17 protein-coding genes are annotated in these 24,004 nt (G+C 65.3%); 3 read left to right on the top strand and 14 right to left on the bottom strand.

Annotated elements, in window-relative coordinates:
- The 5 genes from BW38_RS0120825 to BW38_RS06505 form a co-directional block, all read right to left on the bottom strand.
- Nucleotides 1-1,055, bottom strand: a 1,055-nt coding sequence (locus tag BW38_RS0120825; protein WP_032977014.1) for an AMIN domain-containing protein, incomplete at its 3' end; no start/stop codon positions are given.
- A 21-nt stretch (nucleotides 1,056-1,076) separates the two neighbouring features.
- Nucleotides 1,077-1,583 (bottom strand): pilus assembly protein PilP, encoded by a 507-nt coding sequence (locus tag BW38_RS06490; protein ID WP_051501657.1) that lies wholly within the window; start codon nucleotides 1,581-1,583, stop codon nucleotides 1,077-1,079.
- A 26-nt stretch (nucleotides 1,584-1,609) separates the two neighbouring features.
- Nucleotides 1,610-2,266, bottom strand: coding sequence for a type 4a pilus biogenesis protein PilO (gene pilO / locus BW38_RS06495; protein WP_032977008.1), 657 nt, complete (start codon nucleotides 2,264-2,266; stop codon nucleotides 1,610-1,612).
- A complete protein-coding gene (locus BW38_RS06500) occupies nucleotides 2,263-3,159 on the bottom strand; it encodes a PilN domain-containing protein (protein ID WP_032977007.1) in 897 nt (298 codons plus the stop codon). Before BW38_RS06500 ends, pilO begins: the two co-directional genes overlap by 4 nt.
- Nucleotides 3,159-4,217 (bottom strand): pilus assembly protein PilM, encoded by a 1,059-nt coding sequence (locus BW38_RS06505; RefSeq protein WP_032951624.1) that lies wholly within the window; start codon nucleotides 4,215-4,217, stop codon nucleotides 3,159-3,161. Before BW38_RS06505 ends, BW38_RS06500 begins: the two co-directional genes overlap by 1 nt.
- Nucleotides 4,218-4,434: 217 nt before the next feature.
- Here BW38_RS06505 and BW38_RS06510 point away from each other — a divergent pair, with 217 nt between their 5' ends.
- Together BW38_RS06510 and BW38_RS06515 are read left to right on the top strand one after the other, a co-directional pair.
- Complete coding sequence (locus BW38_RS06510) at nucleotides 4,435-6,861, top strand: penicillin-binding protein 1A (RefSeq protein ID WP_032977006.1); 2,427 nt, start codon at nucleotides 4,435-4,437, stop codon at nucleotides 6,859-6,861.
- 250 nt (nucleotides 6,862-7,111) lie between these two features.
- Nucleotides 7,112-7,756, top strand: a complete 645-nt coding sequence (locus tag BW38_RS06515; RefSeq protein WP_032977005.1) for a hypothetical protein — start codon at nucleotides 7,112-7,114, stop codon at nucleotides 7,754-7,756.
- Nucleotides 7,757-7,817: 61 nt separating this feature from the next.
- Here the strand turns inward: BW38_RS06515 and BW38_RS06520 are convergent, their stop codons facing one another.
- From BW38_RS06520 to BW38_RS06540, 7 genes are all read right to left on the bottom strand, one after another.
- Nucleotides 7,818-8,555: a hypothetical protein gene (locus BW38_RS06520; protein ID WP_032977004.1), complete on the bottom strand. Its 738-nt coding sequence runs from the start codon at nucleotides 8,553-8,555 to the stop codon at nucleotides 7,818-7,820.
- Nucleotides 8,556-8,624: 69 nt separating this feature from the next.
- Nucleotides 8,625-13,448, bottom strand: coding sequence for an ESPR-type extended signal peptide-containing protein (locus tag BW38_RS21550; RefSeq protein ID WP_038380398.1), 4,824 nt, complete (start codon nucleotides 13,446-13,448; stop codon nucleotides 8,625-8,627).
- 67 nt (nucleotides 13,449-13,515) lie between these two features.
- Complete coding sequence (locus tag BW38_RS06525) at nucleotides 13,516-14,214, bottom strand: pilus assembly protein (protein WP_032977002.1); 699 nt, start codon at nucleotides 14,212-14,214, stop codon at nucleotides 13,516-13,518.
- A gap of 19 nt (nucleotides 14,215-14,233) precedes the next feature.
- Complete coding sequence (locus BW38_RS22120) at nucleotides 14,234-15,226, bottom strand: CfaE/CblD family pilus tip adhesin (protein ID WP_327083162.1); 993 nt, start codon at nucleotides 15,224-15,226, stop codon at nucleotides 14,234-14,236.
- Between the two features lie 137 nt (nucleotides 15,227-15,363).
- Nucleotides 15,364-18,087 (bottom strand): TcfC E-set like domain-containing protein, encoded by a 2,724-nt coding sequence (locus BW38_RS06530; protein ID WP_032976999.1) that lies wholly within the window; start codon nucleotides 18,085-18,087, stop codon nucleotides 15,364-15,366.
- Nucleotides 18,088-18,136: 49 nt separating this feature from the next.
- Nucleotides 18,137-18,643 (bottom strand): CS1 type fimbrial major subunit, encoded by a 507-nt coding sequence (locus tag BW38_RS06535; RefSeq protein ID WP_025874221.1) that lies wholly within the window; start codon nucleotides 18,641-18,643, stop codon nucleotides 18,137-18,139.
- Between the two features lie 392 nt (nucleotides 18,644-19,035).
- A complete protein-coding gene (locus BW38_RS06540) occupies nucleotides 19,036-19,755 on the bottom strand; it encodes an alpha/beta hydrolase (protein WP_235189978.1) in 720 nt (239 codons plus the stop codon).
- 141 nt (nucleotides 19,756-19,896) lie between these two features.
- Between BW38_RS06540 and BW38_RS06545 the strand changes: the two genes are divergently transcribed.
- Entirely contained in the window at nucleotides 19,897-20,670 is a 774-nt protein-coding gene (locus BW38_RS06545) for a helix-turn-helix transcriptional regulator (RefSeq protein WP_032976995.1), read from the top strand.
- A gap of 237 nt (nucleotides 20,671-20,907) precedes the next feature.
- Here the strand turns inward: BW38_RS06545 and BW38_RS06550 are convergent, their stop codons facing one another.
- Both BW38_RS06550 and BW38_RS06555 read right to left on the bottom strand, forming a co-directional pair.
- Nucleotides 20,908-22,008, bottom strand: coding sequence for a hypothetical protein (locus tag BW38_RS06550; protein WP_032976992.1), 1,101 nt, complete (start codon nucleotides 22,006-22,008; stop codon nucleotides 20,908-20,910).
- A gap of 594 nt (nucleotides 22,009-22,602) precedes the next feature.
- Nucleotides 22,603-23,880: a citrate synthase gene (locus BW38_RS06555; RefSeq protein WP_025874217.1), complete on the bottom strand. Its 1,278-nt coding sequence runs from the start codon at nucleotides 23,878-23,880 to the stop codon at nucleotides 22,603-22,605.
- Nucleotides 23,881-24,004: the final 124 nt, after the last annotated feature.

Below are 24,004 nucleotides of genomic sequence, written 5' to 3'. Positions count from 1 at the left end.
TTCGGCGTGTGGGGGCGCTCGTCGGCGACGAGGCGCCCGCGCCCCGAGAGGAACCCACTTTCTTCCTGCAACCTGCCCCCCCCGCCCCCGCCACCACCACCACCACCACCACCACCACCGCCGATTCCCTTGGCTTCGGTCAGCGCTTTGAAGATCTGCGTGGCGCTGTGGTAGTTGATCTGGACGTAGTCGGTGACCAGGTCTTCGCGGTTCTCGATCGCGATGCGCGCGTCTTCCTTCTCCTGCTCGAACTTGGCCAGCTCGGACTGCGGCGCAACCCACACCACGCTGCCGTCACGACGCTTGTCCAGGCCCTTGGCACGCAGCACGATATCCAACGCCTGGTCCCACGGCACGTTGACCAGACGCAGGGTCACATTGCCCTGCACCGAGTCGGAGGCCACCACGTTCAGATTCGACTCTTCGGCAATCAACTGCAGCACGGTGCGCACCGGCACGTCCTGGAAGTTGAAGGTCACCGGCTTGCCGGCGTAGCCGCGCTGCGGCACGCCCTTGGCGGCCTGGGTCACGCTGCCGGCAGTGACTGCGCCAACGGCGGCCTGGGCCTGCCGCGGGCTGATCTCCACCACATACTCGTTGCCACTCTGGTAGGCCAGCGACTCGACCGGACCGCCCGTGCTCAGCACCAGCTGGGTGCCGGCCCCGGACGGCTTGGCGTCGATGCGCTGCACCGGGGTGGCGAAGTCGGTGACGTTCATCGGCTTCTGCAGGTTGGCCGGCAGGCGTGCGTTGCCGACATCGACAACCACGCTGTTGCCCTGGCTGCGCAGGTCGGGCATGGCGCCCTGGCCGTCGAACTGCAGGATCAGGCGGCCAGCGCCGTCATCGCCACGCTTGAAATCGATGCGTGCGACCGACAGGCCTGCCGGTGCAGCGGCCGGCGTGGCGGCCAGCGCCGTGCCGGTCGGCTTTTCCGACGGTGCGGCGGCCAGCGCCGGAGCGCAGGCCAGCATCAACGCGACTCCCAGCGCGCTGATGCGGTTCAAGGTAGAGCGCCGGATGGGACGCAGCCCCTTGGCTTGGTGAAAGGTCATCGTGCTATCCCCAGTAAACGATCATTGATCTTCCAGCGCGAGCGTTGCTGGACGTTCCAGCCAGCCACCCGCGCCATCCGGCACCAGTTCGATCAGCTCCACGCGGTCTTCGAAGACCGCGGTGACCCGCCCGTCGCTCTGCCCCAGGTAACCACCGGGACGCACCCGATAGGTCACCTTGTCCGGCCCCATCACCAGCGCCACGGTGCCGGCGCCTGTTCCGATGGTGCCGACCATGTCCAGCGCGTCCAGCGGGAAGCCTTCCATCGGCTCCTTGCGCCGGTTCGGATCTGGCCGCAGTCCCCCATTCCCCTGCTGCGGGTTGGTCCAGGCATCGGTAAACGGATCGCGCATGCCCTGCGCGGAGTATTCAAAGGTCTCGAACTGCTGCATCACCGGCAGCGGTTCCAGCGGCTGCGCCGGTCGCGCACGCTCGCTCTCGACCCACTTTTCCAGATTGGGTGCATCGCCCGGCGTGCTGCTTACGCCGCGGCCGCAGGCGGCCAGCAGCAGCACCGTCAGCACCATTCCGCCACGTGCAATGAAGGAACCGATCACTTCTTCGCCTCCTTGCCCGCTTCAGCCTTCTGCTGTTCGGCGACCTCGGCCTCATCCAGGTAACGGTAGGTCTTGACCGTGCCCGACAGTTCCAGCGCACCGGCGCGGATGTTGCCGCCGGTCTTGTCCTTCGGCTTGAGGTTGATGTCGTGCATGGTCAGGATCACCACCCGCGGCAACGAGGCCACGCCGCTGACGAAGGCGCCGAACTGGTGGTAACTGCCCACCATCCGCAGCTTGATCGGCTTCTCGGCGTAGAACTCCTTGATCTGCTCCTGTTCGGGCTCGAACAGCTCGTTGGCCAGGCCGCTGGACAGCGCGGTCTGCGAGATGTCGATGATCAGGTCCGGCATTTCGGTCTTGCTGGGCAGCTGCCGCAGCATCTGCTGCAGCACCTGCTCCATCTGTGCCAGCTGCTGCTTCAACGGCTCCAGGTTGACCGCGCGTTCCTGTTCCTTGGTGAACTCGGCACGCAGCTCGGTTTCCCGCGATTCCAGGCCCGCCAGCTCCTCGCGCTTGCCGCTGATCAGCAGCATCCAGAGCACGAACATGATCACCAGAGCGATCAGCGAGCAGAACACGATCTTCGCGTTCCTCGGCCAATTGCCGATGTCGTTGAAGTCCAGGTTCTTGATGTCGACTTTCTTGCTCATGCGCGATCCCCCTGCAGCGGGGCGTGGAAGGCCTGCGGCGGCTGCGCCAGGCGGCTGCCCTCAGGCTTGGGTGCGGGTGCGGCTGGTGCAGGCGTGGCCGGCGCAGGCGTTGCCGCCGGTGCTGGGGCCTGTGCCGGAGCAGTTGCAGGCGTGGCTGCCGGTGCCGGAGTCGATCCCGACGCCGGTGCGGCAGCAGCCGGTGCGGCGGCGTCCGACCCGGCGCTGAGCGGTGCGACTGTCGGTGCCGCCGGCGTGGTGCCGGCCACACTGCCATCCGGGTTCAGGCCCGGCGTGGCGCCTGCTTCCTCGCTCTGCGCAGGCAGCTTGACCTTGACCTTGAACACGTACGGCAATGCCTTGATGTCAGCCACCGGGCCGGTCGCGCGCCCGTCCTTGTCCTTGTCAGGCTCACGCGCCTCGATGATCGCCAGCTCCGGATTGGTCATCCAGCCGGAAACTTCGAGGTTGCGCATGTATGCCGAGACACGGGCGTTGGACTGGGTGCGGCCCTCCAGGGTCAGCACGTCGCCTTCCTGCTGCAGAGCGGTGAGCACCACGCCATCGGGGATGGTGCGGACCAGCGCATCGAACAGGTGGACCATCTGCGAACGCTTGGCCTGCAGCTGTTCGATCACCGCCTTGCGGGCCAGCAGTCGATTCTTCTGCTCGTCGAGGCGGTCGATTTCCTTGTTCTGCTCCTTGACCTTGTCGATCTCGGTCTGCAGGTAAGCATTGCGGTCATTCTGCCCGCTGACCTGCATGTCGTAGTAGAACCAGATCAACAGCGACAGCAGCAGGCCACCCAGGGCGGCCATGCCCAGCATGATGCCGAACTCGCGCTGGCGCTGCTTGCGCCGTTCGGCGCGCCAGGGCAATAGATTGATGCGTGCCATCAGTCAAAGCTCCTCAGCGCCAGACCGGTCGCGATCATCAGCGCGGGGGCATCCTGGGCCAGCGCGTGCGCCTGCACCTTCGGCCCCAGGGTCATCTGTGCCAGCGGGTTGGCGACCACGGTCGGCACGCCCAGCTGTTCCTCAACCATCTCCGGCAGGCCTGCAAGGGCAGCACAGCCGCCAGCCAGCACGATGTGATCGACGCGGTTGAACTCGCTGCCGGCGTAGAAGAACTGCAGCAGGCGGCTGATCTGCTGGACCGTGGCTTCCTTGAACGGTTCCAGCACTTCCATCTCGTAGCTTTCCGGCAGCCCGCCCTGGCGCTTGGCCAGACCGGCTTCCTCGTAGCTCAGGCCATAGCGGCGCATGATCTCGTCGGTCAGCTGCTTGCCGCCGAACACCTGTTCGCGGCTGTACAGGCTACGGCCACCACGCAGCACGTTGAGGGTGGTCATGGTGGCGCCGATATCGACCAGCGCAACCACGCCCTCGGCCGACACCGGCAGCTCGCTGGCCACCAGGGCGAAGGCGTTCTCGACCGCGAAGGCCTCCACGTCCATCACCTTGGCCTGCAGGCCACCCAGCTCCAGTGCGGACTGACGCAGCTCGACGTTTTCCGAACGCGAGGCCGCCAGCAGCACCTGGACCATTTCCGGGTTGTTCGGGATCGCCCCGATCACCTCGAAGTCCAGGTTCACTTCCTCGATCGGATACGGAATGTAGTTGACCGCTTCCAGCTCGATCTGGGCTTCCATGTCGTTCTCGTCCAGGTCGGCCGGCATCGGGATCACCTTGGTGATCACCGCCGAACCGGCCACGGCCGCAGCGGCCAGCTTGGCCTTGCTGCCGGAACGGTTCATCGCCCGGCGGATGGCCTCTCCCACGGCCTCCACTTCAACGATGTTCTTCTCCACCACCGCATTCGGCGGCAGCGGTTCCACGGCATAATGTTCCACACGGAAACGGTTGCCGCTGCGGGAAAGCTGCAACAGCTTTACCGCAGTCGAACTGATGTCGACGCCAATGAGCGGCGACTGACTTTTTGGGATGAGCCCCACGGTTTCTCCCCTGCCGACGGGCACTTGGACGCAAGAGCTGCGTCCGCGCATTAATAACGTATTCTTAGCAAATGGCAACCGCCCTGCTGTGACATCCCTCACAGGATGAACACGCAGCCCCTGGCGTCCCCTTGCACTCCCCAGTGCCGGCCCCAGCCGCCACCTTGCGTAATCTATACTCTGCGACCACGAAATTCGCAATCGGAATCTGACACCGATGACCCGTCTCCGCCGCTGGCTGCGCTGGATCTTTCTTGTTGTCCTGGTCCTGGCGCTGGTCGGAGCGGCCGCCGTTGGCGGCCTGTACTACGCCGTTTCTTCCAAGCTTCCCGACGTGCAGACCCTGCGCGACGTGGAAATGCAGGAGCCGATGTACGTCTACGCTGCCGACGGCAAGCTGATGGCGGTATTCGGTGAGACCCGGCGTACCCCCATCACCATGAAGGACGTGCCGGAGAAGCTGAAGCAGGCGTTCCTGGCCACCGAGGATGCCCGTTTCTACGAGCACGGCGGCGTGGACTACAAGGGCATCGGTCGCGCGGTGTGGCTGCTGGCGACCACCAACGACAAGCGCGTGCCCGGTGGCTCCACCATCACCCAGCAGGTGGCCCGCCAGTTCTTCCTCAGCTCCGAGTACAGCTATACCCGCAAGCTGGCCGAGATCCTGCTGGCGCGCAAGATCGAGTCCGAGCTGAGCAAGGACGAGATCTTCGAGCTGTACCTGAACAAGAGTTTCTTCGGCAACCGCGCCTACGGAGTGGCCGCCGCCGCCGAGTTCTACTACGGCAAGAAGCTGGGCGAGCTGGACCTGGACGAGATGGCCTCGCTGGCCGGCATCCCCAAGTTCCCGTCCTCGGGCAACCCGATCTCCAACCCGGAGCGCGCCCGCCAGCGTCGTGACAACTATGTGCTGCAGCGCATGGCCGACCTGAAGTTCGTCAGCCAGGCCGAGGCCGATGCGGCCAAGGCCGTGCCGATGCACGCCACCGCCCACGAGCCGCCGGTGCAGGTCGATGCCCCGTACGTGGCCGAGCTGGTGCGCCAGGAAATGATCGCCCGCTTTGGCGGCGACGTGGTCAACAAGGGCTACCACGTCACCACCACCATCGATTCGACCCTGCAGACCGCCGCCAACCTGTCGGTGCGCGACGGCCTGCTGCTGTACGACCATCGCCACGGCTGGCACGGCGTGGAGAAGCAGGTACAGCTGGGCGCCGGCGACGACGCCGCGGCCCTGGCCGAGCACCTGCGCGGCATGTTCGGCCAGGCCGGCCTGCTGCCGGCGATCGTCGCCAGCACCGGCGCCGACGGCAGTGCCACCGTGGTGCTGGCCAACCGCAGCGAGATCGTGCTGCCGGCCGGTGCCGCCAAGTGGACCAACAAGAGCCCGGCCAAGCTGGTGCAGCGCGGCGACATCGTGCGCGTGCGCGCTGGTGCCAAGGAGGGCGAATGGCTGCTCGACCAGCTCCCGCGCGGCCAGTCCGCCCTGGTTTCGCTGGACGCCCACAGCGGCGCCCTGAAGGCGCTGGTCGGTGGCTTCAGCTTCTCCGGCAACAAGTTCAACCGTGCCACCCAGGCCCGTCGCCAGCCCGGCTCGAGCTTCAAGCCGTTCGTCTACGCGGCCGCCTTCGACAAGGGCTACAACCCGGCCTCGATCGTGCTCGACGCCCCGGTCGTGTTCCGCGACCGCCGCGGCAAGACCTGGGCACCGCAGAACGACGGCGGCGGCTTCCGCGGCCCGATGCGCCTGCGTGAAGCGCTGGTGCAGTCACGCAACCTGGTCTCGGTGCGCCTGCTTGATGGCATGGGCGTGGACTACGCGCGCAAGTACATCAGCCAGTTCGGCTTTGCCGAATCCGAGCTGCCGCCGAACCTGTCGATGTCGCTGGGTACCGCCTCGCTGACCCCGCTGTCGGTGGCCCGCGGCTACGCCGTGTTCGCCAACGGCGGCTCACGCGTGGACACCTGGCTGATCGACCAGGTCAACGACCGCGATGGCAACCTGGTGTTCAAGGAAACCCCGGCGATGGCCTGCCGCGACTGCGCCGGCAGCAGCGACCAGCCGGTGAACCAGGTCGTGGACGGCTTCAACTTCGGCGCCCCGGCACCCAAGGTCGATGCCACCGCCGCTGCCAAGCCGGAAGCCAAGACCGAAACGCCGGCCGCACCCGCCAACCCGGACGCGCGTACCGCACCGCGTGCGATCGACGCCCGCACCGCCTACCAGCTGGTGTCGATGATGCGCGACGTGGTCCAGCGCGGCACCGGCGCGCAGGCCAAGGTACTTGGCCGCGAAGACGTGGGCGGCAAGACCGGCTCCACCAATGATCACCGTGACGCCTGGTTCTCCGGCTTCGGCGGCCCGTACGTGACCACCGTGTGGGTGGGCCGCGACGACTTCCGCTCGCTGGGCTACCGCGAATACGGTGGCAAGGCCGCCCTGCCGATCTGGATCGACTACATGCGCACCGCGCTGAAGGACACCCCGATCGCACAGAACGAACCGCCGAGCGGCATGGTCCAGGCCACCCTCAACGGTGCGGTGGAGTGGGTGAAGGTGGAAGACATGGACCGCCTGACCGACTACGACCTCAACCTGCAGAGCACCCCGCAGGCTGACGCGGCCGCGTTCGATATCTTCTGAAGCCAGGCGGGGTGGGTGCCAACCGTTGGTTGGCACCATGGCCCGACGCTGCCCTGGTAGTCGCCAACCTTGGTTGGCGCCGATGCATCCGCCGGGCATGGCCCGGCGCTACCATGCCGCACCCGTCGGGCGCCCTCTCCCGGTAGCGCCGGGCCATGCCCGGCGAGCGTAGCGGCGCCGTTGCCTTCGCCCACGCAGATGTCACACGCCTGCGCTAGTCTGTGGCCAGGTCGCAACAGGGAGTCATCGCATGCACCGCGCTCACCAGCATGCTGTCAGCCAGACCCGCGAACGGCGTCATCGCCTCGCCCACGAAGCCGCCCGGCTGATGGCCGAAGGCGGAATCCGCGACTTCCACCAGGCCAAACTCAAGGCCGCCAGCCGCCTTGGCATCCACGACGATGCTTCCCTGCCCCGCAACGTCGAGATCGAACAGGCGCTGCGCGAGTACCAGCGGCTGTTCTCCGGCCCGCAGCACGGCAGCGAACTACAGCGGCGGCGCGAGTCCGCGTTGCGGGCGCTGGAGTTCCTGCACGGGTTTTCGCCGCGCCTGGCCGGACCGGTGCTGGACGGCACCGCCGATGCCAACAGCCCCGTGCAGTTGCACCTGCACAGTGACGACCCGGAGGCCGTGCATCGCTTCCTGGACGAACATCGCGTCCCCGCCGAATCGCGTACGCGGCGCCTGCGGATGGACCGTGAGCGCAACCTGGATGTACCGGTGTGGGTGTTCAGTGCCGAAGACCTGACCTTCGACCTGGCCGTCCTGCCCTACAATGCGTTGCGCCAGGCCCCGCTGTCGCCGGTGGACGAGAAACCCATGCGGCGGGCCTCGGCCACGCAGTTGCGGCAGCTGCTGGCCGAGATGGAAATCACCGCCTACATCGGCGGTTGATCATGGCAGAGCCGGGCCTGTGCCCGGCTCTGCGCCAAGAGCAGCCGAGCATGGCCCAGCGCTACTGGAAGATCAGCTGTTCCTGGGCAGGGGTTGCCAATCGTGCCAGCCACGGCACCGCCGCACGGTACGGGTACTCGGCCATCATGCGCGCATGCATCTTCTGCAGGTCATGCAGGTTCCAGGCATGCGAATACACATCCTGGAAGTCATCCGCCCAACCACTGCGCACGCGCGTGCGTTCGCCATCAAGGTTCGGCACCAGGTACCACGGCACCTGCAGGATCTCGGCGAGCGCCTTGTTGCGTACCGCACTCTCGTGCCCCGACCGCTGCAGCTGTTCGATGCGGAAACTCACGCGGCGGCAAGGAAACGGCATGCAGGCACCGGTAGCGTTGATGTAGTCGGCGATGTCGGCGTACATGTCCGCCTGCAGCTTCATCGCCACCGGGTCCTGCAGGGTCTGCCGGACCCTCAGCGTGCGCTGGGTGCTGCCGCGGATCTCCGCAGCGCTGTAGAAGGGATCACCCGGCGTGGTGCCGCCGTGGCGCACCAGCACGATGCGGTGGATCGCTTCGTCGGTCAGCACCTCCACCCGCACGGCTGCGGCCTCCGGATGGATGCGCGGCTGCGGCACGTTCACCACGCGCCAGAACCCCCACACCATCAACCCCATGCAGACCATCAGCACCAGGCAGGCCAGCGTCCACGTATCCATGTCGTGGGTGAAGTAGCGGATGCGGGCGCGCCACAGGTAGTAGCGCCGATAGGTCATGAAGCGGCTCATGAAGCGATACATTGCAACCTCCTCTGCAATGGCCCCGGCGCGGCGGGGCTCGTTGCGCGCACCACACCGGGGCGCCATGGCTTACCAGCCGATGCCCACACCCACGCCCATGCTGCGTTCACCGCTGTTGGTGAAGGCACCATTGAGGCTGAAGGTGGCTGAGCCCTTGTCGTTGAGCACGCGCTGGTAACCCACCGCCATGGCCGACTCGCCCTCGGCGTAGCCCACGCCCGCGCCGAGGCGGTTGTAGGTGGCCAGGCCGGCGGTGTTCATGGCCATGGCCGTCTGCGCGCTGCTCATCGCCGCCATGCGGTTGAAGCGCTTGTCCATCTTGTCCAGGCGGCGCTCGAAGTTGCTGATCGCACCATCGGTGTACTCGTTGGCGCGGGCCAGCATTTTTTCCAACTCGGCGGTGTCGACCTGCGGCGTGGGCGCGGGTGAATCGTCCTTCTTCGACTTCGGCTGCGGTGCAGGCGAAGCGCCCTCGCCTGCCGAAGCGACCTGCGGCGAACCGCTGGCTTCCGGGCTTGGCATGATCTCTTCGGTCGGCGCCGCCGATGCCGTGGCCATTGCACGCATCTGCGGCTGGGCGTCCACGCGTTGCTCCAGGCCATCGATGCGACCGTTGAGCTGCTGCTGCGCGGCATGCAACTGGCCACCGTTGACCGCCTCGCGGCTGCCGGCGGCGATCAAGCCGTTGGCGACGTTGGAGATGACCATGCCGTTGGCACCCGCCAGGGTGAGCTGGGCGGTGCCGTCGCTGCGGATGGACGGAGATTCCTGGAACACCGAGCGGAGCTGGGTTTCCACACGGTCGACACGGGAGCCGGTGGTGACTACGGCCGAGTCGAGCGTGGCGAGGGCTTCGTTGATGGTGTTCTGGTGCTGGCCCTGGACGTTGAAGCCGGGGCTTGTGACGTTGCCGTTGGCGTCTATGTTGCCGCCGAGGGCAGACAGTGCGCCACGGAGCTGGCCGATGGTGGCGGCGTCATGCTGAGCAACGCCGTTAGCGACGTTAGTCAATCTTCGCTTGAGCGACGCATTGCCAAAGGAAACCACTCGGCTTTCTCCAGCAAATGAATATGCGCCGAGAGCGACGGACTCCATGGCGCCCTCCGTGACAAGCGCATAACTTCCCAATGCAACTCCATTGCGCTGATCCACGCTCGAGCCTGCGCCGAGTGCGTAGCCATTTTCTGCGAAAGAACTGACATACGCCCCACGCCCCAAGGCAACAGAGTTCTTACCGAGTGCGCTCGTGTAGCTGCCAACAGCCGTCCCACCTTCAGATCCCATCGAAGCCTGCGCTCCATTACCCACAGCAACGCCGTAGATTCCCGCCTCGGCACGCTCCCTATTGACTTCCGAACCGACCGCGAACATCTCTGCGTGGCCCTCCATTTTCTCGACCTTTGAATTTGTTGCATGCAGCTGCGATCCGTTTACCACCTCCCGGCTCTCGGCAGACAGCTTTCCATCGGACACACCCTTAAGCTTTGCGCCGCCAAAGTCGATCACGCTGTTTGCTTTCGCAGCAGGAGCAACTCCGGATACGTCTGCATCGAGCAGAGTTTCCAAATCACTCCTGTTGCGAGCAATGTCCTGCTTCGCCGCATACAGCTGACTCCCGGTCACCGCATCACGACTACCCGCAGCAATATGCCCATCGGCGAGATTCGACAGAACCATGCCCTGCGCACCAGCCAGGTTTAGTTGGCCGATTCCATCTGCACTGATTGATGGCGACTGTTGGAACGTCGCGCGCAACTGGCTTTCAACGCCATCTACGCGACTGCCGGCCTTGATCACTGCGCCATCGAGCACAGCCAAGGCTTCACCAACATTATTCTGCGTTCCGCCCTGCACGTTATAGGTTGGAGCAATGACTGAACCACTACCGTCCAGACCGGATCCGCCACCTAATGCAGCAAGAGCCTCCTCGAGCTGCGCGATTGTTGATACGTCCCCCTTCCCTATGCCCCGACTGACATTGACCAAGCGTCGCTGATAAACATCAGTGCCGAATGAAACGGTGTCTGATTCCCTTGCGACTGATCCAGCTCCTACGGCGACCGCTCTGACAGCACTTGGTTCAGCTCTACTGTTCGCGCCAATCGCAGTCGCCTCGACTCCCGCTACGCGTGAGCCAGTACCTAGGGCAAAAGAGCCTTCTGCCCCATTCTCCACAAGCGCCCCTCTGCCAAGGGCCACAGAATTCTTACCGCCCGCGACAGCAAAGGCCCCGACCGCCGTTCCTCCCTCATGAACAGTGCTTGCCTGTGCGGAATCACCAATGGCGACACCAAAAGAGCCCGACCTTGCCGCCTCACTGAGGCTGTCCGTTCCTATGCTCAGGAATCGTCCATCGCTTTCAATCTCCGCTATACGCTCGTTGGCCGCAAACAACTGCCCCCCATTCACCGCATCGGTACTGGCCGCCGAGCTCACATCTCCCGCCGCCACTCCCGATATGCGCGCACCTTCCATGTCCACAAGCAGGCGATCGGCACTGAACTTCACCACCCCATCCAGATCCGGATCAAAGTCGTCCACGTCCGTACGAAGCTGATCGATGTCGGCGCGGTTGATCGCGACGCGCTGGTCCTGTGCCGCAAGAGCCTGGGCATGCGTTGCCAGCTGCTGGCCGTGCAGCACCAGCGCCTGGGCCTGAGTGGAAACAGCCTGGTTGGTGGCATGAAGCTGCTGTCCGGTCACGACATCGGTACTGGTGCTGCTCAGCACGCCATTGGCGACGTTGTTGATGCGCCGCTTCGCTCCGTCCTTGTTGGCCACATCCACCACGGTGCCCGCATTGTCTGCACCCAGGCGCACATTGCCCGTGGCCGATACCTGGCTGACCAGACCATCCAACGCCGTAGCTTTGCCCAGTGCGTTCTCTGCAAGGGTCTTGGCGCCGGTTGCCTCTGTCTGCGCGGCGTTGGCCGTATTCTGCGCCGTGGTCACGTTGGCATTGGTGGCGTTGAGCTGCTTGCCGGTCACGGCCTCGGTGCTGGACGTATTGAGCGTACCGTCGGCTAGATTGACCAGCTTGCGCTTGATGGCGCTGCTGCCGATCGAAATCTGATTGGCGGCACTGGTCTGCGAGCCATTGCCCAACGCCACCGAACCATTGTGCTGAGCCAAGGAGCGATCACCAATGGCCACGGCACTCTCGGCCGACGCTCTGGCCAGATTGCCCATGGCCGTTGCAAAGGCTGCGGTTGCCTGGGCACCACGTCCCAGTGCCGTGGACTGGCTAGCGCTGGCCTTGCTCTGATATCCGATCGCGGTGGCGTGAATCACATCCGCCGACGCCTCATGGCCAATGGCAATCGCACGATCACCCACCGCGCTGGCCTGCAACCCTGCCGCAACAGCACCGTTGCCGCTGCGTGACATTGCCCCAACCGACACGCCCCCATTGGCATTGGCAACACGGTTCCCGTCCTTGTCCACGCCAGACCTTGCGTCGTCACCCAGCGCGACGCTCTTGCCGTTGTAGCCCCTGGCGTTGCGTCCCACTGCGGTGCTGATGCCATAAGCATTGGACTCTGCAAGCGCACCGCCCCCCAACGCCAGCGCTTCTGCATTGAGTCGCCGGTTGACTGCATCAACACCGGCCGTTGCCTCAGTCGCCGTTGCCGCCGCGGTCGCCACCGATGCATTGGTCGTATGCAACTGGTTGCCGGTGATCGCGTCGGAACTGCCCGCCGCAATCACGCCATCGGCCAGGTACTGGATCTTCCGCCTGTTGGAGGAACTTCCGACCGAGACGCTGTTGGCTCCAGAGGTGACCGAGTTGCTGCCGAGTGCAACCGAATTCCCATGCGTCGCGATTGCCCCGCGACCAAGGGCCACCGTACCGTTGGTGCTTGTCTTGGCCTGATAGCCGATGGCAACCCCATCATGCGTGGAACTGGCACTGCCGCCCAGGGCGACGGCACCCGTCCAGCCACTGCTGCCAGCGAAGGCACCTGCGCCAATGGCAATACGCGCTACTCCGGACCCGGGTGCCGTGCGCGCGCCGCCGCCCAATGCGAGTGTATCTTCACCGTCAGCCGTTGCCTCAACACCTATCGCAAGCGCACGGCTGCCGATTGCCTTGGCGGCATTGGCACTGGATGGCGCAGTCCCCGTCGCCAGCAACGTCTGACTCTGGCGTACGCTGGCCAGCGCCTGCTGCGTAGCATGCAACTGCCTGCCGGTCACGACCTCGCTGCTGTTTGCGTCGACCGCACCATCGGCGACATAGACAATCTTGCGTCGCGTTCCACCATTTCCGACCGATACCTGATTGTCACCATAATCATTGGAATCCGCCCCAAGCACGATGGAATTGCGCCCGGCCGCGAGCGCGCCGCTCCCCAGCGCAATCGCGTTGTAGCCGTAGGATTTTGCATCGTTACCCACCGCGACGCTGCCAATCTCCCAGGCAACGGCCTGATGCCCCAGCGCGGTCGCATGTTGCCCGTTGGCATTGGCTTGGTAGCCAAGTGCCACGCCGTAGTTGTTGGAGTGTGCCCATACGCCGACCGCGACTGCCCTGTTGAGAGCACCAGCATACGAACCGAGCTGGACGAAATCGCTGTAGGCCAGCGGAAGCGCGTTCGCGCGGGAGAACGCTCGCCCGCTGGCAGCGGTGGCGGCATCCTCGTGCACAAGCATGGCGCTTGTGTTGAACAGGCCAAAGCCAGTGTACAGGGCGTCTTCCGTCCACTCATCAGCGCCTGTTTCGAGATGGCCCGCTGTGGCTGCCATGACCGATGCCGGCAGCATGGCCAGCATCAGCGCCAGTCCGGGACCACGCGATGTGTGCCTGCGCGTGCCGCGCGCTGCCGCCAGTTCGCTTGCAACCACCCAGCATTGGCGGGCGGCGGACCAGAGTCGTCGATAGATCTTGTTCATGGGATTCTCCTTAACAAACGGAACAGAAGGAACCGCTGTGGCACCAAGCCACAGCGGCGAGATGCACTCAGAGCGCGACGTTGTGCACGTGCTCGCGATAGCCATCGCGGGTCAGCCGATAGCGCAGCTGCAGCGTGTGGCCCGGCTGCAGGGGAAATGGCAGTTCCAGCGCGCTGCCGGGGTACAGGCTGCGCGAGACGTCATGCACGGTGCAGCGCGCGCCATCGCAGTCAGCGATACTGGTGATGCCCACGCGTACCGTGCCGGTGTTGCGCAGCTGGTTTCCCTCCACCTGCACGTCCATCGTCGATTGCGCGGGCAGTACATTGACCAGCGCGCCCCAGACCAGGCTGACGCCGACATTGGCCTGGGCCTTCTCACCCTCGCCTTCCGGGTCCGCACGTTCGGGGCCGCGCACGCCCTCGAAGTACACGCGGTATGCCGTTTCCTTTTCGACCGGCTGCAGCGGAATCACACGGATCAGCCGGTTGCCGCCACCGGCGAGGGCGAACTTTCCCGGCGTGATGGCGATGGCGGCCTCATTCGGCTCCACCTCAACCTCCTGTTCACCTGCCCCCGCCGGGTCGACGATGCGCTTGATAGATGCCTGCACGTACTGCGGTTGGGTGGACTGCGAGTAGATGCGTATCTGTGCGCCTTTCTTCGCGTCCACCGACGTACGCATGGGGTGCACGGTGAGATTGGCATGGGCAGGCAACGCCATCAGCAGCGACAGCGGCAGCAGGCAGCGGACTAGGGGTTTCATCGGGGACTCCATGTGGGGTTCAGGGCGTGACGGTGGGAACACGCAGTTCCACCTTGAGATCGCCGCTGTAGTAGCCGGGGCGCTTGGTGCTGACCGGCACGCGCGGTGTTTCCAGCGTCAATGGTGTAGGCACGCAGAACACCGGCTGCGTCATGCCGGGCAGCAGCACCAGGCGCAACCTTGCGGTATCGATGCCATGCAGCAGCTGCTCCACGCCGTTGCGCATGGGCACTGCACTGCCGTTGTGATCCAGGGTGACGGTGTAGTCCACGCGCTGGGTGGCATCACTGCCGCCATCGACGTGCCATACCGAGTAGCCCAAGGGCCCGGGAGGTTGCGCGCCGCTGTCACGCACGGTGACGCCGAGGTAGCTGCTCTGCGAGCCAAGCCCGTCGTACAGGCACATGTCGAGCTGGGTACGGCCACCGATGGTCTGCGCGATGGGGTCGTACTGCAGGTTCAGGCCGACGTGCGGGGTGACCTGGTCGAAAAGCGGGAAGTAGATGGAGACCGCGTTGTGGTCAGTGATGGTGAAATCGAAGGAGACCGTGTTGGTGAGCACTGCGGCCTGCATTGGATCCACTCTGAGATCGAGGAGGAGTTCGCCCCGCCAATGGCCGGCGACCAATCGGCTCAGTTCTTCTTGGGGAAGTACAAGCCTCACCCCGGTACCTAGTGGGGAATCGACATTGCACTGGTCCCAAGCAGCCGAATAAAGCGGATACACGTGTGGGGTCCAAAAATCGCCAGAGCATGCGCGACCGGACACAATCCGTCGTAGCCATCCGTTCAACCTCACTTCTGTTGGAAGACCAGATCGCTGTTCAACCATCCGAAGTACGATGTCTGACGGCCTGAATGAAACACTCTCATCGCCAGAGATATTGCAGCTACCTTGCGACGGGTCGATGTTGGATCGGCAGGTCAGGTGTATTTGTCCGAACTTGCGGGAGACGTCGCGACTGAAACCCAGAACAGTCCGGTCTGGCCAAATCTCGAGATCACCGGGCATGGATGATCGATCCCATGCGCGGGTGACCTGCTGGACTATCGAGCTGGGGTCGGTCTCCGGCGGCTGTTGCGCCTTCGCTCGCGGCACCAACAGCACCAGCCCACACAACACCGCCATCACCCACCACAACCGGCGGCTCACTTCGCATCTCCCGCTGCTGCGGTCTGTGGCGTGGCGGCGATCAGCGCCTGCTCCTGCAGCAGCCGCGTCACGCGTGCCTGGTGGCGGATGTCGGCGGGCAGCTGGGCCACGGCCAGCGGCTCGCACTGCACGGCGCCTACCAGCATCACCACGCTGCGGCGCTCGCGCACCTGCAGCGGGCAGTGCAGCAACCGGTCGTCCTGCAGCAGGTACAGGGTCTTCTCGCGTCGTGGGAAGTCGGCCACGAAACCTCCATTGCTGCCGGTGCCGGGCACCGGCGCGTTGAGAATACGGGCACCGCGCAGCGGTGCGCCGGCGATGTCCTGGGCATTGCCGATGAAGGTGTAGGTCACTTCAATCGGCACCGGCATGCGCACCAGCCGGCCCGGTGGCAGGAACAACGGACGCGCGCCGCCCACACCGCTCACGCGCACGGTGGCGATGCTGTCCAGGGCGCTGGCGTCCTGCACTTCAGCGCGGTGCGACTGGTAGGCGGAAATCGGCAGCAGCCGGCGCTCGCCCAGCTTCAGTCGCTGTCGACGCAGCCCGCCCACCTGCAGCTCGGCGGCAACGCCGCTCAGGTCCAGGTCGTCGGTGTCATCCACCTGCACTGCCAGCCCCGCGTCGGCGCCAGCGCCAGCGCCCCAGTACACGCCGCGCTTGCCGATGGCCAAGCCGGAACTGTGCGTGGCGCTGTACGCCACTTCGTTGCCACCCTGGTGCTGGTAGCGCGACACCGTGGCACCGGTCTGGGCGATGCGGTTCTGCAGCTGGGTACTCAGCGTGGCGCTGTAGCGCTCGTTGTTGTTGCCGCGCAGTTCGCCCGATACCTCGCGGTACTGATCCTCGTATTCCTGGCGCAGCGTCTTCCCGGCGCTGTAGTTGATGTCCGGCCGCGCATGCTGTGGTTGCCGCACGTCCACGCCATAGCGTCGCTGCGAACTGCCGCGGTCATCGTGCTGCAGGCGGTTGAGGCTGAAATTGAGGTAGATGCCGCGGTCACGTCCATCGCGCAGTCCACCGCCGCTGGTCTGCTGCCACACGCCGATGCGGCTGGAGACACTGAACTCGCCCCAGCGCTGGCTGCGGCTGTAGCTGGCCTGCCAGGTGCGGCTGAGCTGCGGTATGCGCGTGGGCTGTGGCATCCACGGCGGCAGCAGCGGGTCAAGCCCGGCCAGCGGATCATCATCCAGCCCCGGCCGCACGGTGCCTGCACGCCAGGTCTGGCGGCGCGTATAGGCCAAGTAGGCGTTGCCGCCGGCCACCGGCAGCGCCATCGAGGCGCTGAGCGAATCGGCGCAGCCGAGCCGGTCGCGGGCGTCATCCTCGAACTGGCAGGCACGGCCGCGCATGCGCTGGTGGTACACATTCCACGAAGCACGGCGACGGTAGGAAAGCTGATGCTGCTGGCCACGGCTGCCATCGCTGCCGTGCATGCCACTGAAGGTGGCGCGGACCTCCTGGGTCGCAAACACATGGCGCAGGTCCACCCGCAGTTCGCCGTAGCTGAAACCGCCCAGATCGGCGATGCCAGCGGTCATGGCCACGTTGCGCCCCATCGGCACGCGCAGGCCGCCCATGGCCGCCAGTTCGTCGTCGAAGCGGTCGCTGCGGCGCTCGTTGCGGCGGCCCCCCTGCAGGAACCACTGCACGCTGCTGTCGGTCCAGTCACCGCCCTTGTCGAACGGCGCGTCCTCGTTGCGTACCAGCACGCCGTCTTCGTAGATGCGCAGGCTGACGGTGTAGTTGCCCATGGGGAACCGGCGCGTATCGAGCTGGTTGATGCCTGCCTGCAGGTAGAAGGTCTGCAACAGGCGCTCGCCATCGAACGCATCCACACGCGCATCGCGCGCCAGCAGCACGGTGAGGGGCGTGGCCTGCACGGCGGCGGCGGAGTCCACGTAGGCCTGCGTGGTGCCCAGCCGCAGGCCCTGGAAGCGATCCATCGGCAGCATGCTGAAACTGAAGGTGCCGCCCTGCGGGCTGCTCAGGTTGCGGCGGTCCATGCGCCCGGCCTGCAGGTAGTGCTGCTGGCCCAGGTCATGGCGGTAGTAGGCGTTGTCTAGCTGGAAACGGCGGCTGGCAAGACCGCCGCGGTAGTGCTGCTGGCTGAAGGTCCAGTCGGCGGACAGGTGCCCGCGCTGGAACACGCCCAGTGCACCCATGCCCTGCGCGGCCAGCGCCTGGTAGCCCCGGCCACCGCTGACATTGAAGGTGTGCTGGTGCAGGAAGGCGTTCTCGGCATTGGCACTGACCTGGTGGTAGCGCTCGGCGGCCGGCTCGCCGGGGATCCATTGGCGGGCGACAAACAGGCGCACAGCGCCCTCGCCTTCGTCATACAGCGCGCGCACGGCAGTGGGCTCCTGGGGAGGATCGATGTACCCGCAACCGGCACTGGCACCGCCGTAACGGCATGCCAGGTGGCTGTTGCGCGGTAGCGGCTGCGACAACGCCGGCAGCAGCGCAGCCTGCGCTTCGGCGGACAGCTGCAACGCCTGCAGCGCCTCGGCCGGGGTTTCCAGCTGCACGTGTTCCAGGGTCACGCGCACCGGCACCAGCCCGGTCGAACGACCGAACAGACGGATCTCCAGTTGTTCGGTCTGGCCTTCGACCAGATCCTCGAAACCGGCGGGAACGCCGCGCGCCGCGACCAGGGGTGTGGCCAGCGACAGGGCGAGCGCGACCGCCAGCCGGGTGACGGCGGGTGCGGGAGCATTCATAGGGATTACCGGAAGCAGCCGGCCCGGCAAGCGGGCCGGCGCGGGTGCCTTACGGGCTGGTGGTCTTCTGCTGCATGGCGATGGTGACGATGCCTTCGTAGCTGCCGCCGCGGGCGATCGGCGCCTGGACGGTCTGTGCAATACGCAGCGCCAGCGGGATCGATGCGCCCGGCAGTGCGCCGTCGAACAGGTCGGTTGCGGAGAAGTCCTGCGCCGCCACGGTCAGCGCCCTGCCATTGAGGCTGACGGTCAGCGGCACCGGCGCGCCACCACCATCGGTGTTGAGCAGCTGCGGTGTGCTGCCAACACGCACTTCGATGTCCTTGCTTTCATCGTTGGAGTAGATGCGCACCTGCTGCGACCAGGGCACCAGGCCGCTGACCGGGTTGTGGACCATGTTGACCACCGAATCCAGCGCAGTGCCATCGGCCTTGAGCAGGGCCAGGGTCGGATCGACGTTGGCCCAGACCTTGATGTCGGCATCGAATGCATTGGCGGACAGCGAAACGGTAGCCAGCGCTGCAGCGAGCGCGGCCTTCTTCAGGATGGAGTTCATGGTGTCTCTCTCGGACGGTGGGATATGAGGCCTCCAGTGCGGAGGCATCACCCGCCTGCGTGGGGGCGGGCGACGGAGAGAATGGTAGGTACGCCTACCCTGCGACGGCCATTCAACCATTCCTAAATAGCTGAACGTTAAGGAAATTATTTGAAGGCGTTCAATGTTTGAGGGTTATGCAAATTTCCTCACCCGGTCTTTGCAACAAACCTCATTGCGAGACATGCACTTTGCAGAGTCGAGCCATGATCGACGCACGGGTGCTCGTGCTGAGCGCTGGTGGTCAATCCTGGCCACCAGCGTGCCCGGCAGCACCACAGGCTGGTCGTCACGCTGGTCGCGGATGTGATGATCCGAAAGATGTGGAAACGACATCCCGTGTCAGAAACCATTCATCCCGAACCCGACGCCTCTTTCAGGAACGATTCCATGGCCGCCACCAGGGCCAGCGGCGTTTCGTTCATCGGGTAATGCCCGGCACCCTCCAGGACCTCTATCGTGACCTGCCGGTAGCGGCGCAGATAGGTGCGCTCCATCAGTGCGCGGTTGAAGGTGGGATCGTGCGCACCCACCAGCACCTTCAACCGATGCTTGCCGACGATCTCATTGCTGAAATCGGTATCCGCCCATGCTGGAAGATAGGCAGCAAATGCTGCAGGTGAAGCGTGTGCCGCCGAATACGCGGCCTTCCAGTCGAGCCATTGCGCTGGCAGCCGCCCGCCGGTACTGCGATCGATGATGGTCCGACGCACGCCTACGTCCCCGGCTGCCGCTTCAAGCAGGCTTCGCGTCGCAGCGTCGTAGGCAATGCCGCCGCAGGGCACCGGCGCAATGGCCACCATGCCGTGTACCCGGTCCGGCGCAAGCACCGCCATACGTTCAATGGCCATGCCGCCCATCGAATGACCTGCCACGCTGAAGCGTTCGTGGCCCAGGACGGCCATCAGATCCAACGCATCGGATGCAATCTCGCCGATGGTATAGGCCCCCCGTGCATTGCGCATGCCGCCGTAGCCCCGGCAGTCCATGAAGATGTAGCTGAAGTCGTCGCGCGACAGCCATGGCTCGATGGGCTCGAACGCGTGCGCGTCGCCGAACCAGCCGTGCAGCACCAGGACAGCGTGGGGTCCGTGTCCCACGCGATGGAAAGTATTGGTCATGTGGTTCCATTACAGCTGAGGGGAGCGTTGATGCTAGACAGCGCGGATCCGGCCCACCGTCGATGACGGGTCAATCGCTATAGAATCCGGGCCATGCGCAATTCGCTGCTTGATCCCTACGAAGACCTGCCACGCGATGTCGTGGTCACCTCGAACGACTACGCCGCCGAATTTGCGTTTCCCCCCCATGCCCACCGGCGCGGGCAGTTCGCATTCGCCGCGCGCGGCACCATCAGTGTGGCCACGCCGCAGGGGCGGTGGCTGGTTCCCCCACGGCGCGCCTGCTGGGTGCCTGCAGGCCTGGTGCATGAGATGACCATGCGCGGGCCGGTGACGATGCTCAACGCCTTTCTCTCCGCCGAGACGGCCGACGCAGTAGCGCTGCCGGCGCACTGCCGGGTGTACGCGGTCTCTGCGCTGTTGCAGCGGCTGCTGGAGGCGGCGGTGGACCTGCCCCCGCTGTACGACGAGGACGGGCGCGCAGGCAAACTGATGCAGCTGCTGGTGGCGGAAATCGCATCGATGCCGACACTTTCCCTGCATGCACCGCTGCCCGCCGATGCACGCCTCGCACGTGTCTGCCGCGCATTGCTCGACAGTCCTTCGCTGGCAGTGCGCCTCGATGACGTTGCCGCCGAAGCAGGCATGAGCCGGCGCACGTTCACGCGCCTGTTCCGCGCCGATACCGGGGTGGGTTTTGCCGAGTGGCGGCAGCAGGTGTGCCTGCTGGTGGCCATCGAGCGGCTGGGACAGGGCCAGGCGGTGACGCGTGTGGCATTGGACCTGGGCTATGCAAGCCCGAGCGCGTTTTCTGCTGCCTTCCGGCGTGTGCTGGGATGTTCGCCGAGCCGGTACGCAGAAGCGTAGTACTCGGCCGATGCTTGGTTGTCATGCGCGCTGCGCGCGTGGGTCGAGCGTGGCTCGACGCTGTAAATGTCCATGCGCGACTGGATGGCATCAGGCCGCCTCGCGGCGGCCTGATGGATCTCACTCAACGACACGATCTCAGAAGAAGATCGCGTACAGGATCAACAGCGGAATCGGCACGCCCAAGAACCAGAGCAGAAGCGTTTTCATGGCAGGTCTCCTTGCATCAGATGCGGGTTACAGGTCGCGGCGACGGCCGCCCCAGGTGGCGCTGAGGCTGGCGAAGAACGCGCCGATCAGCAGGGTGATGAACAGCCACAGTGCGGCATAGGCCGTGGCCTTGCGCGCATCGTCGGCAGCTTGCTTGGCGGTGTTCTTGGCCTTTTCCAGCGCAGCACGCATGCGGGTCTGCACGTCGGTCACACGGGCCTGCGCTTCAGCCTGGCTCATGCCCGTCTCGCGCGCGATCAGCTGCGACAGGTACTGGGTATCGGCCGGGTCCAGGCCATCCCCCTGCAGACTGTTGACGATGATGCGGTTCACTTCGGCCCGGACTTCGCGGCGGTCGCCCATCGGGCCATTGCCCGGCATCGGGCGCGGCGGCGGAGGTGTCGTGCGGGCGTCACGTGGGCCAACGCTGGCGGCGGCCGGGGGGGGCGGCGGTGCGGCAGGGTCCATCGGGCTGGTACCCGGCGCTGCGCCCGCTGCCGGCGCAACCGGAGGCGCACCGGCAGCGTCCGGGCCCGCCGTGGTGGCACCGCGGAACAGCGAATCCACCCAGTAGTTGAGGTCGCTCTCCGGTGCGCCTGCAGCAACGCTGCCAGCTCCGGCCACGGCAGCACCGGCAGTGGTGGCAGCGGCGCCTGCGGTCGCGCCGGCAACCTTTGCGCCGGCGCCCAGCACGCCACCGATGGCCGAGGTCAACAGGCCAGCAGTGAGCAGGGTTGCCACAGCCCAGGACACGAAGCCGTGCGCGGTGTCGCGGAAGTAGGTTTCATCGCCGTGCAGTTGCGTCCACTTGGTGCGCAGGCGACCGGCCAGATAGCCGCCCAGACCGGAAGCGGCCAGCGCGGTGAAGGTCAGCCACGCGACGCTGGTCCAGCCGAAGGTTTCCTTGGACACCCCTTCGAACGACCAGGGCGAAACCGAGGACAGGCCGAGGCCAACGCCCAGGATCAACAGGATCAGCGACAGTGCGGCAGCCGCAACGGCGCCGGCGAAAATGGCGCCCCAGGACACCGCGCTTTCGCTGGGCGGTGGCACGACGGGAGTGGCCACCACGGTGGCGATGTCAGGACCGAGTGGATCGCGCTCGGGCAGGTCGAAACGGGTACTCATGGGTTGGACGCTCCGTATCAGTGCTGCAGGTGCAGCTGGCGTCCTGAGGCTGCGCGAGCGCTTGTGAAGCTGGTGAGACCCTTGAATCACGCGGTCTTGCCGCGGCGAACATCGTGCCAAGCGCCCGGGCGCAGGAGATCCACGCCACGCGTGGATGGGAAAGCGTGCCAACCAAGGTTGGCATCTACCGAAGCCGAGGCGCAGTAGATCCACGCCATGCGTGGATGATGTTCCGCGGACACTCAAATCGTGCCAACCAAGGTTGGCCCCCACCGAAGCCGGGGCGCAGTAGAACCACGCCATGCGTGGATGATGTTCCGCGGACACCCAAATCGTGCCAACCAAGGTTGGCACCCACCGAAGCCGGAGCGCAGTAGATCCACGCCATGCGTGGATGATGTTTCGCGGGCGCCGAAAGCGTGCCAACCAAGGTTGGCACCCACCGGAGCCGGGGCGCAGTAGATCCACGCCATGCGTGGATGATGTTTCGCGGGCGCCGAAAGCGTGCCAACCAAGGTTGGCATCTACCAAAAGCGAAGCAAAAAAAACGCCCCGCAATCGCGGGGCGTCTTCAGCACAACCTACCGCAGGCGATCAGCCCTGGTAGTCGCGCACGTCGTGGCCGGTGTAGACCTGGCGCGGACGGCCGATCTTCATTTCCGGGTCGACCTGCTGTTCCAGCCAATGCGAGACCCAGCCGGAGGTACGGCCCAAGGCGAACATGACGGTGAACATCTCGGTCGGGATCTGCAGCGCCTTGTAGATGATGCCGCTGTAGAAATCGACGTTCGGGTACAGCTTGCGCGCGACGAAGTACTCGTCCTGCAGCGCGGCCTGTTCCAGCTTCACGGCCACGTCCAGCAGCGGATCCTGCACGCCCAGCTGCTTGAGCACCTTGCCGGTCATCTCGCCGATGACCTTGGCACGCGGGTCGAAGTTCTTGTACACGCGGTGGCCGAAGCCCATCAGGCGGAAGCCGGAGGTCTTGTCCTTGGCCTTGAGCACGGCCGATTCGACGTTGTCGGCCGAACCGATCTCTTCCAGCATCTTCAGCACGGCTTCGTTGGCACCGCCGTGGGCCGGACCCCACAGCGCGGTGACGCCAGCGGCGACCGACGCATACGGGTTGGCACCGGTCGAACCGACCAGACGCACGGTCGAGGTCGACGCGTTCTGCTCGTGGTCGGCGTGCAGGATGAACAGCAGGTCCAGTGCCTTGACCACGTCCTGGTTCAGCTCGTACTTGCCATCAGCCGACTCGAAGGTCTGCTTCAGGAATCGGCTGACGTAGTCCAGCGAGGTATCCGGCTTGTTGGCCGGCAGGCCCTTGCCGTGGCGGTAGATCAGCGCCGACAGGGTCGGCACCTTGGCGATCAGGCGCACGGCAGCCTGGCGGCGCTGTTCGGCGTCGGACAGGTCCAGCGAGGCGTGGTAGATGCCCGACAGCTGCGCGATGGCGGCGGTCAGGATGGCCATCGGATGGGCATCCTTGGCGAAGCTGCCGATCAGGGTGTTGATCGACTCATCGACGTTGGCTTCGGCAGCCAGCTCGTCGGTGAAGGCCTTCAGCTGCTCGGCGCTCGGGCGCTCGCCGTTGATCAGCAGGTAGGCCACTTCGACGTAGCTCGACTTTTCCGACAGCTGCTCGATCGGGTAGCCGCGATACAGCAGCACGCCCTTGTCGCCGTCGATGTAGGTGATGGCGGACTTGCAGCTGGCCGTCGCGGTGAAACCGGAATCGTAGGTGAAATACCCCGTTTCCTTGGTCAGCTTCGCGATGTCGACGCAGTCGTTGCCGAGGGTGGGTTTGATGACGGGCAGAACGACCGACTTATCGCCGGCGTTGAGCGTGACCTGATCAAGATCGGACACTGTGTGCGCTCCTTCATGGGAAGGCGCCTGCCCAAGCGCATTGGTCAGGCACGTGAATGACGTCCTCGGCCTGTGCCGGGGATCAGGTCATTATCGCACAGCAGCATTTGCCGGGCGCTAGACA

The organism is Stenotrophomonas sp. RIT309, from assembly GCF_000632045.1.
GTDB classification, from domain to species: Bacteria; Pseudomonadota; Gammaproteobacteria; order Xanthomonadales; family Xanthomonadaceae; genus Stenotrophomonas; species Stenotrophomonas indicatrix.
The sequence above is the reverse complement of the archived record's forward strand: the minus strand, read 5'-3'. Positions and strand labels throughout refer to the sequence as shown.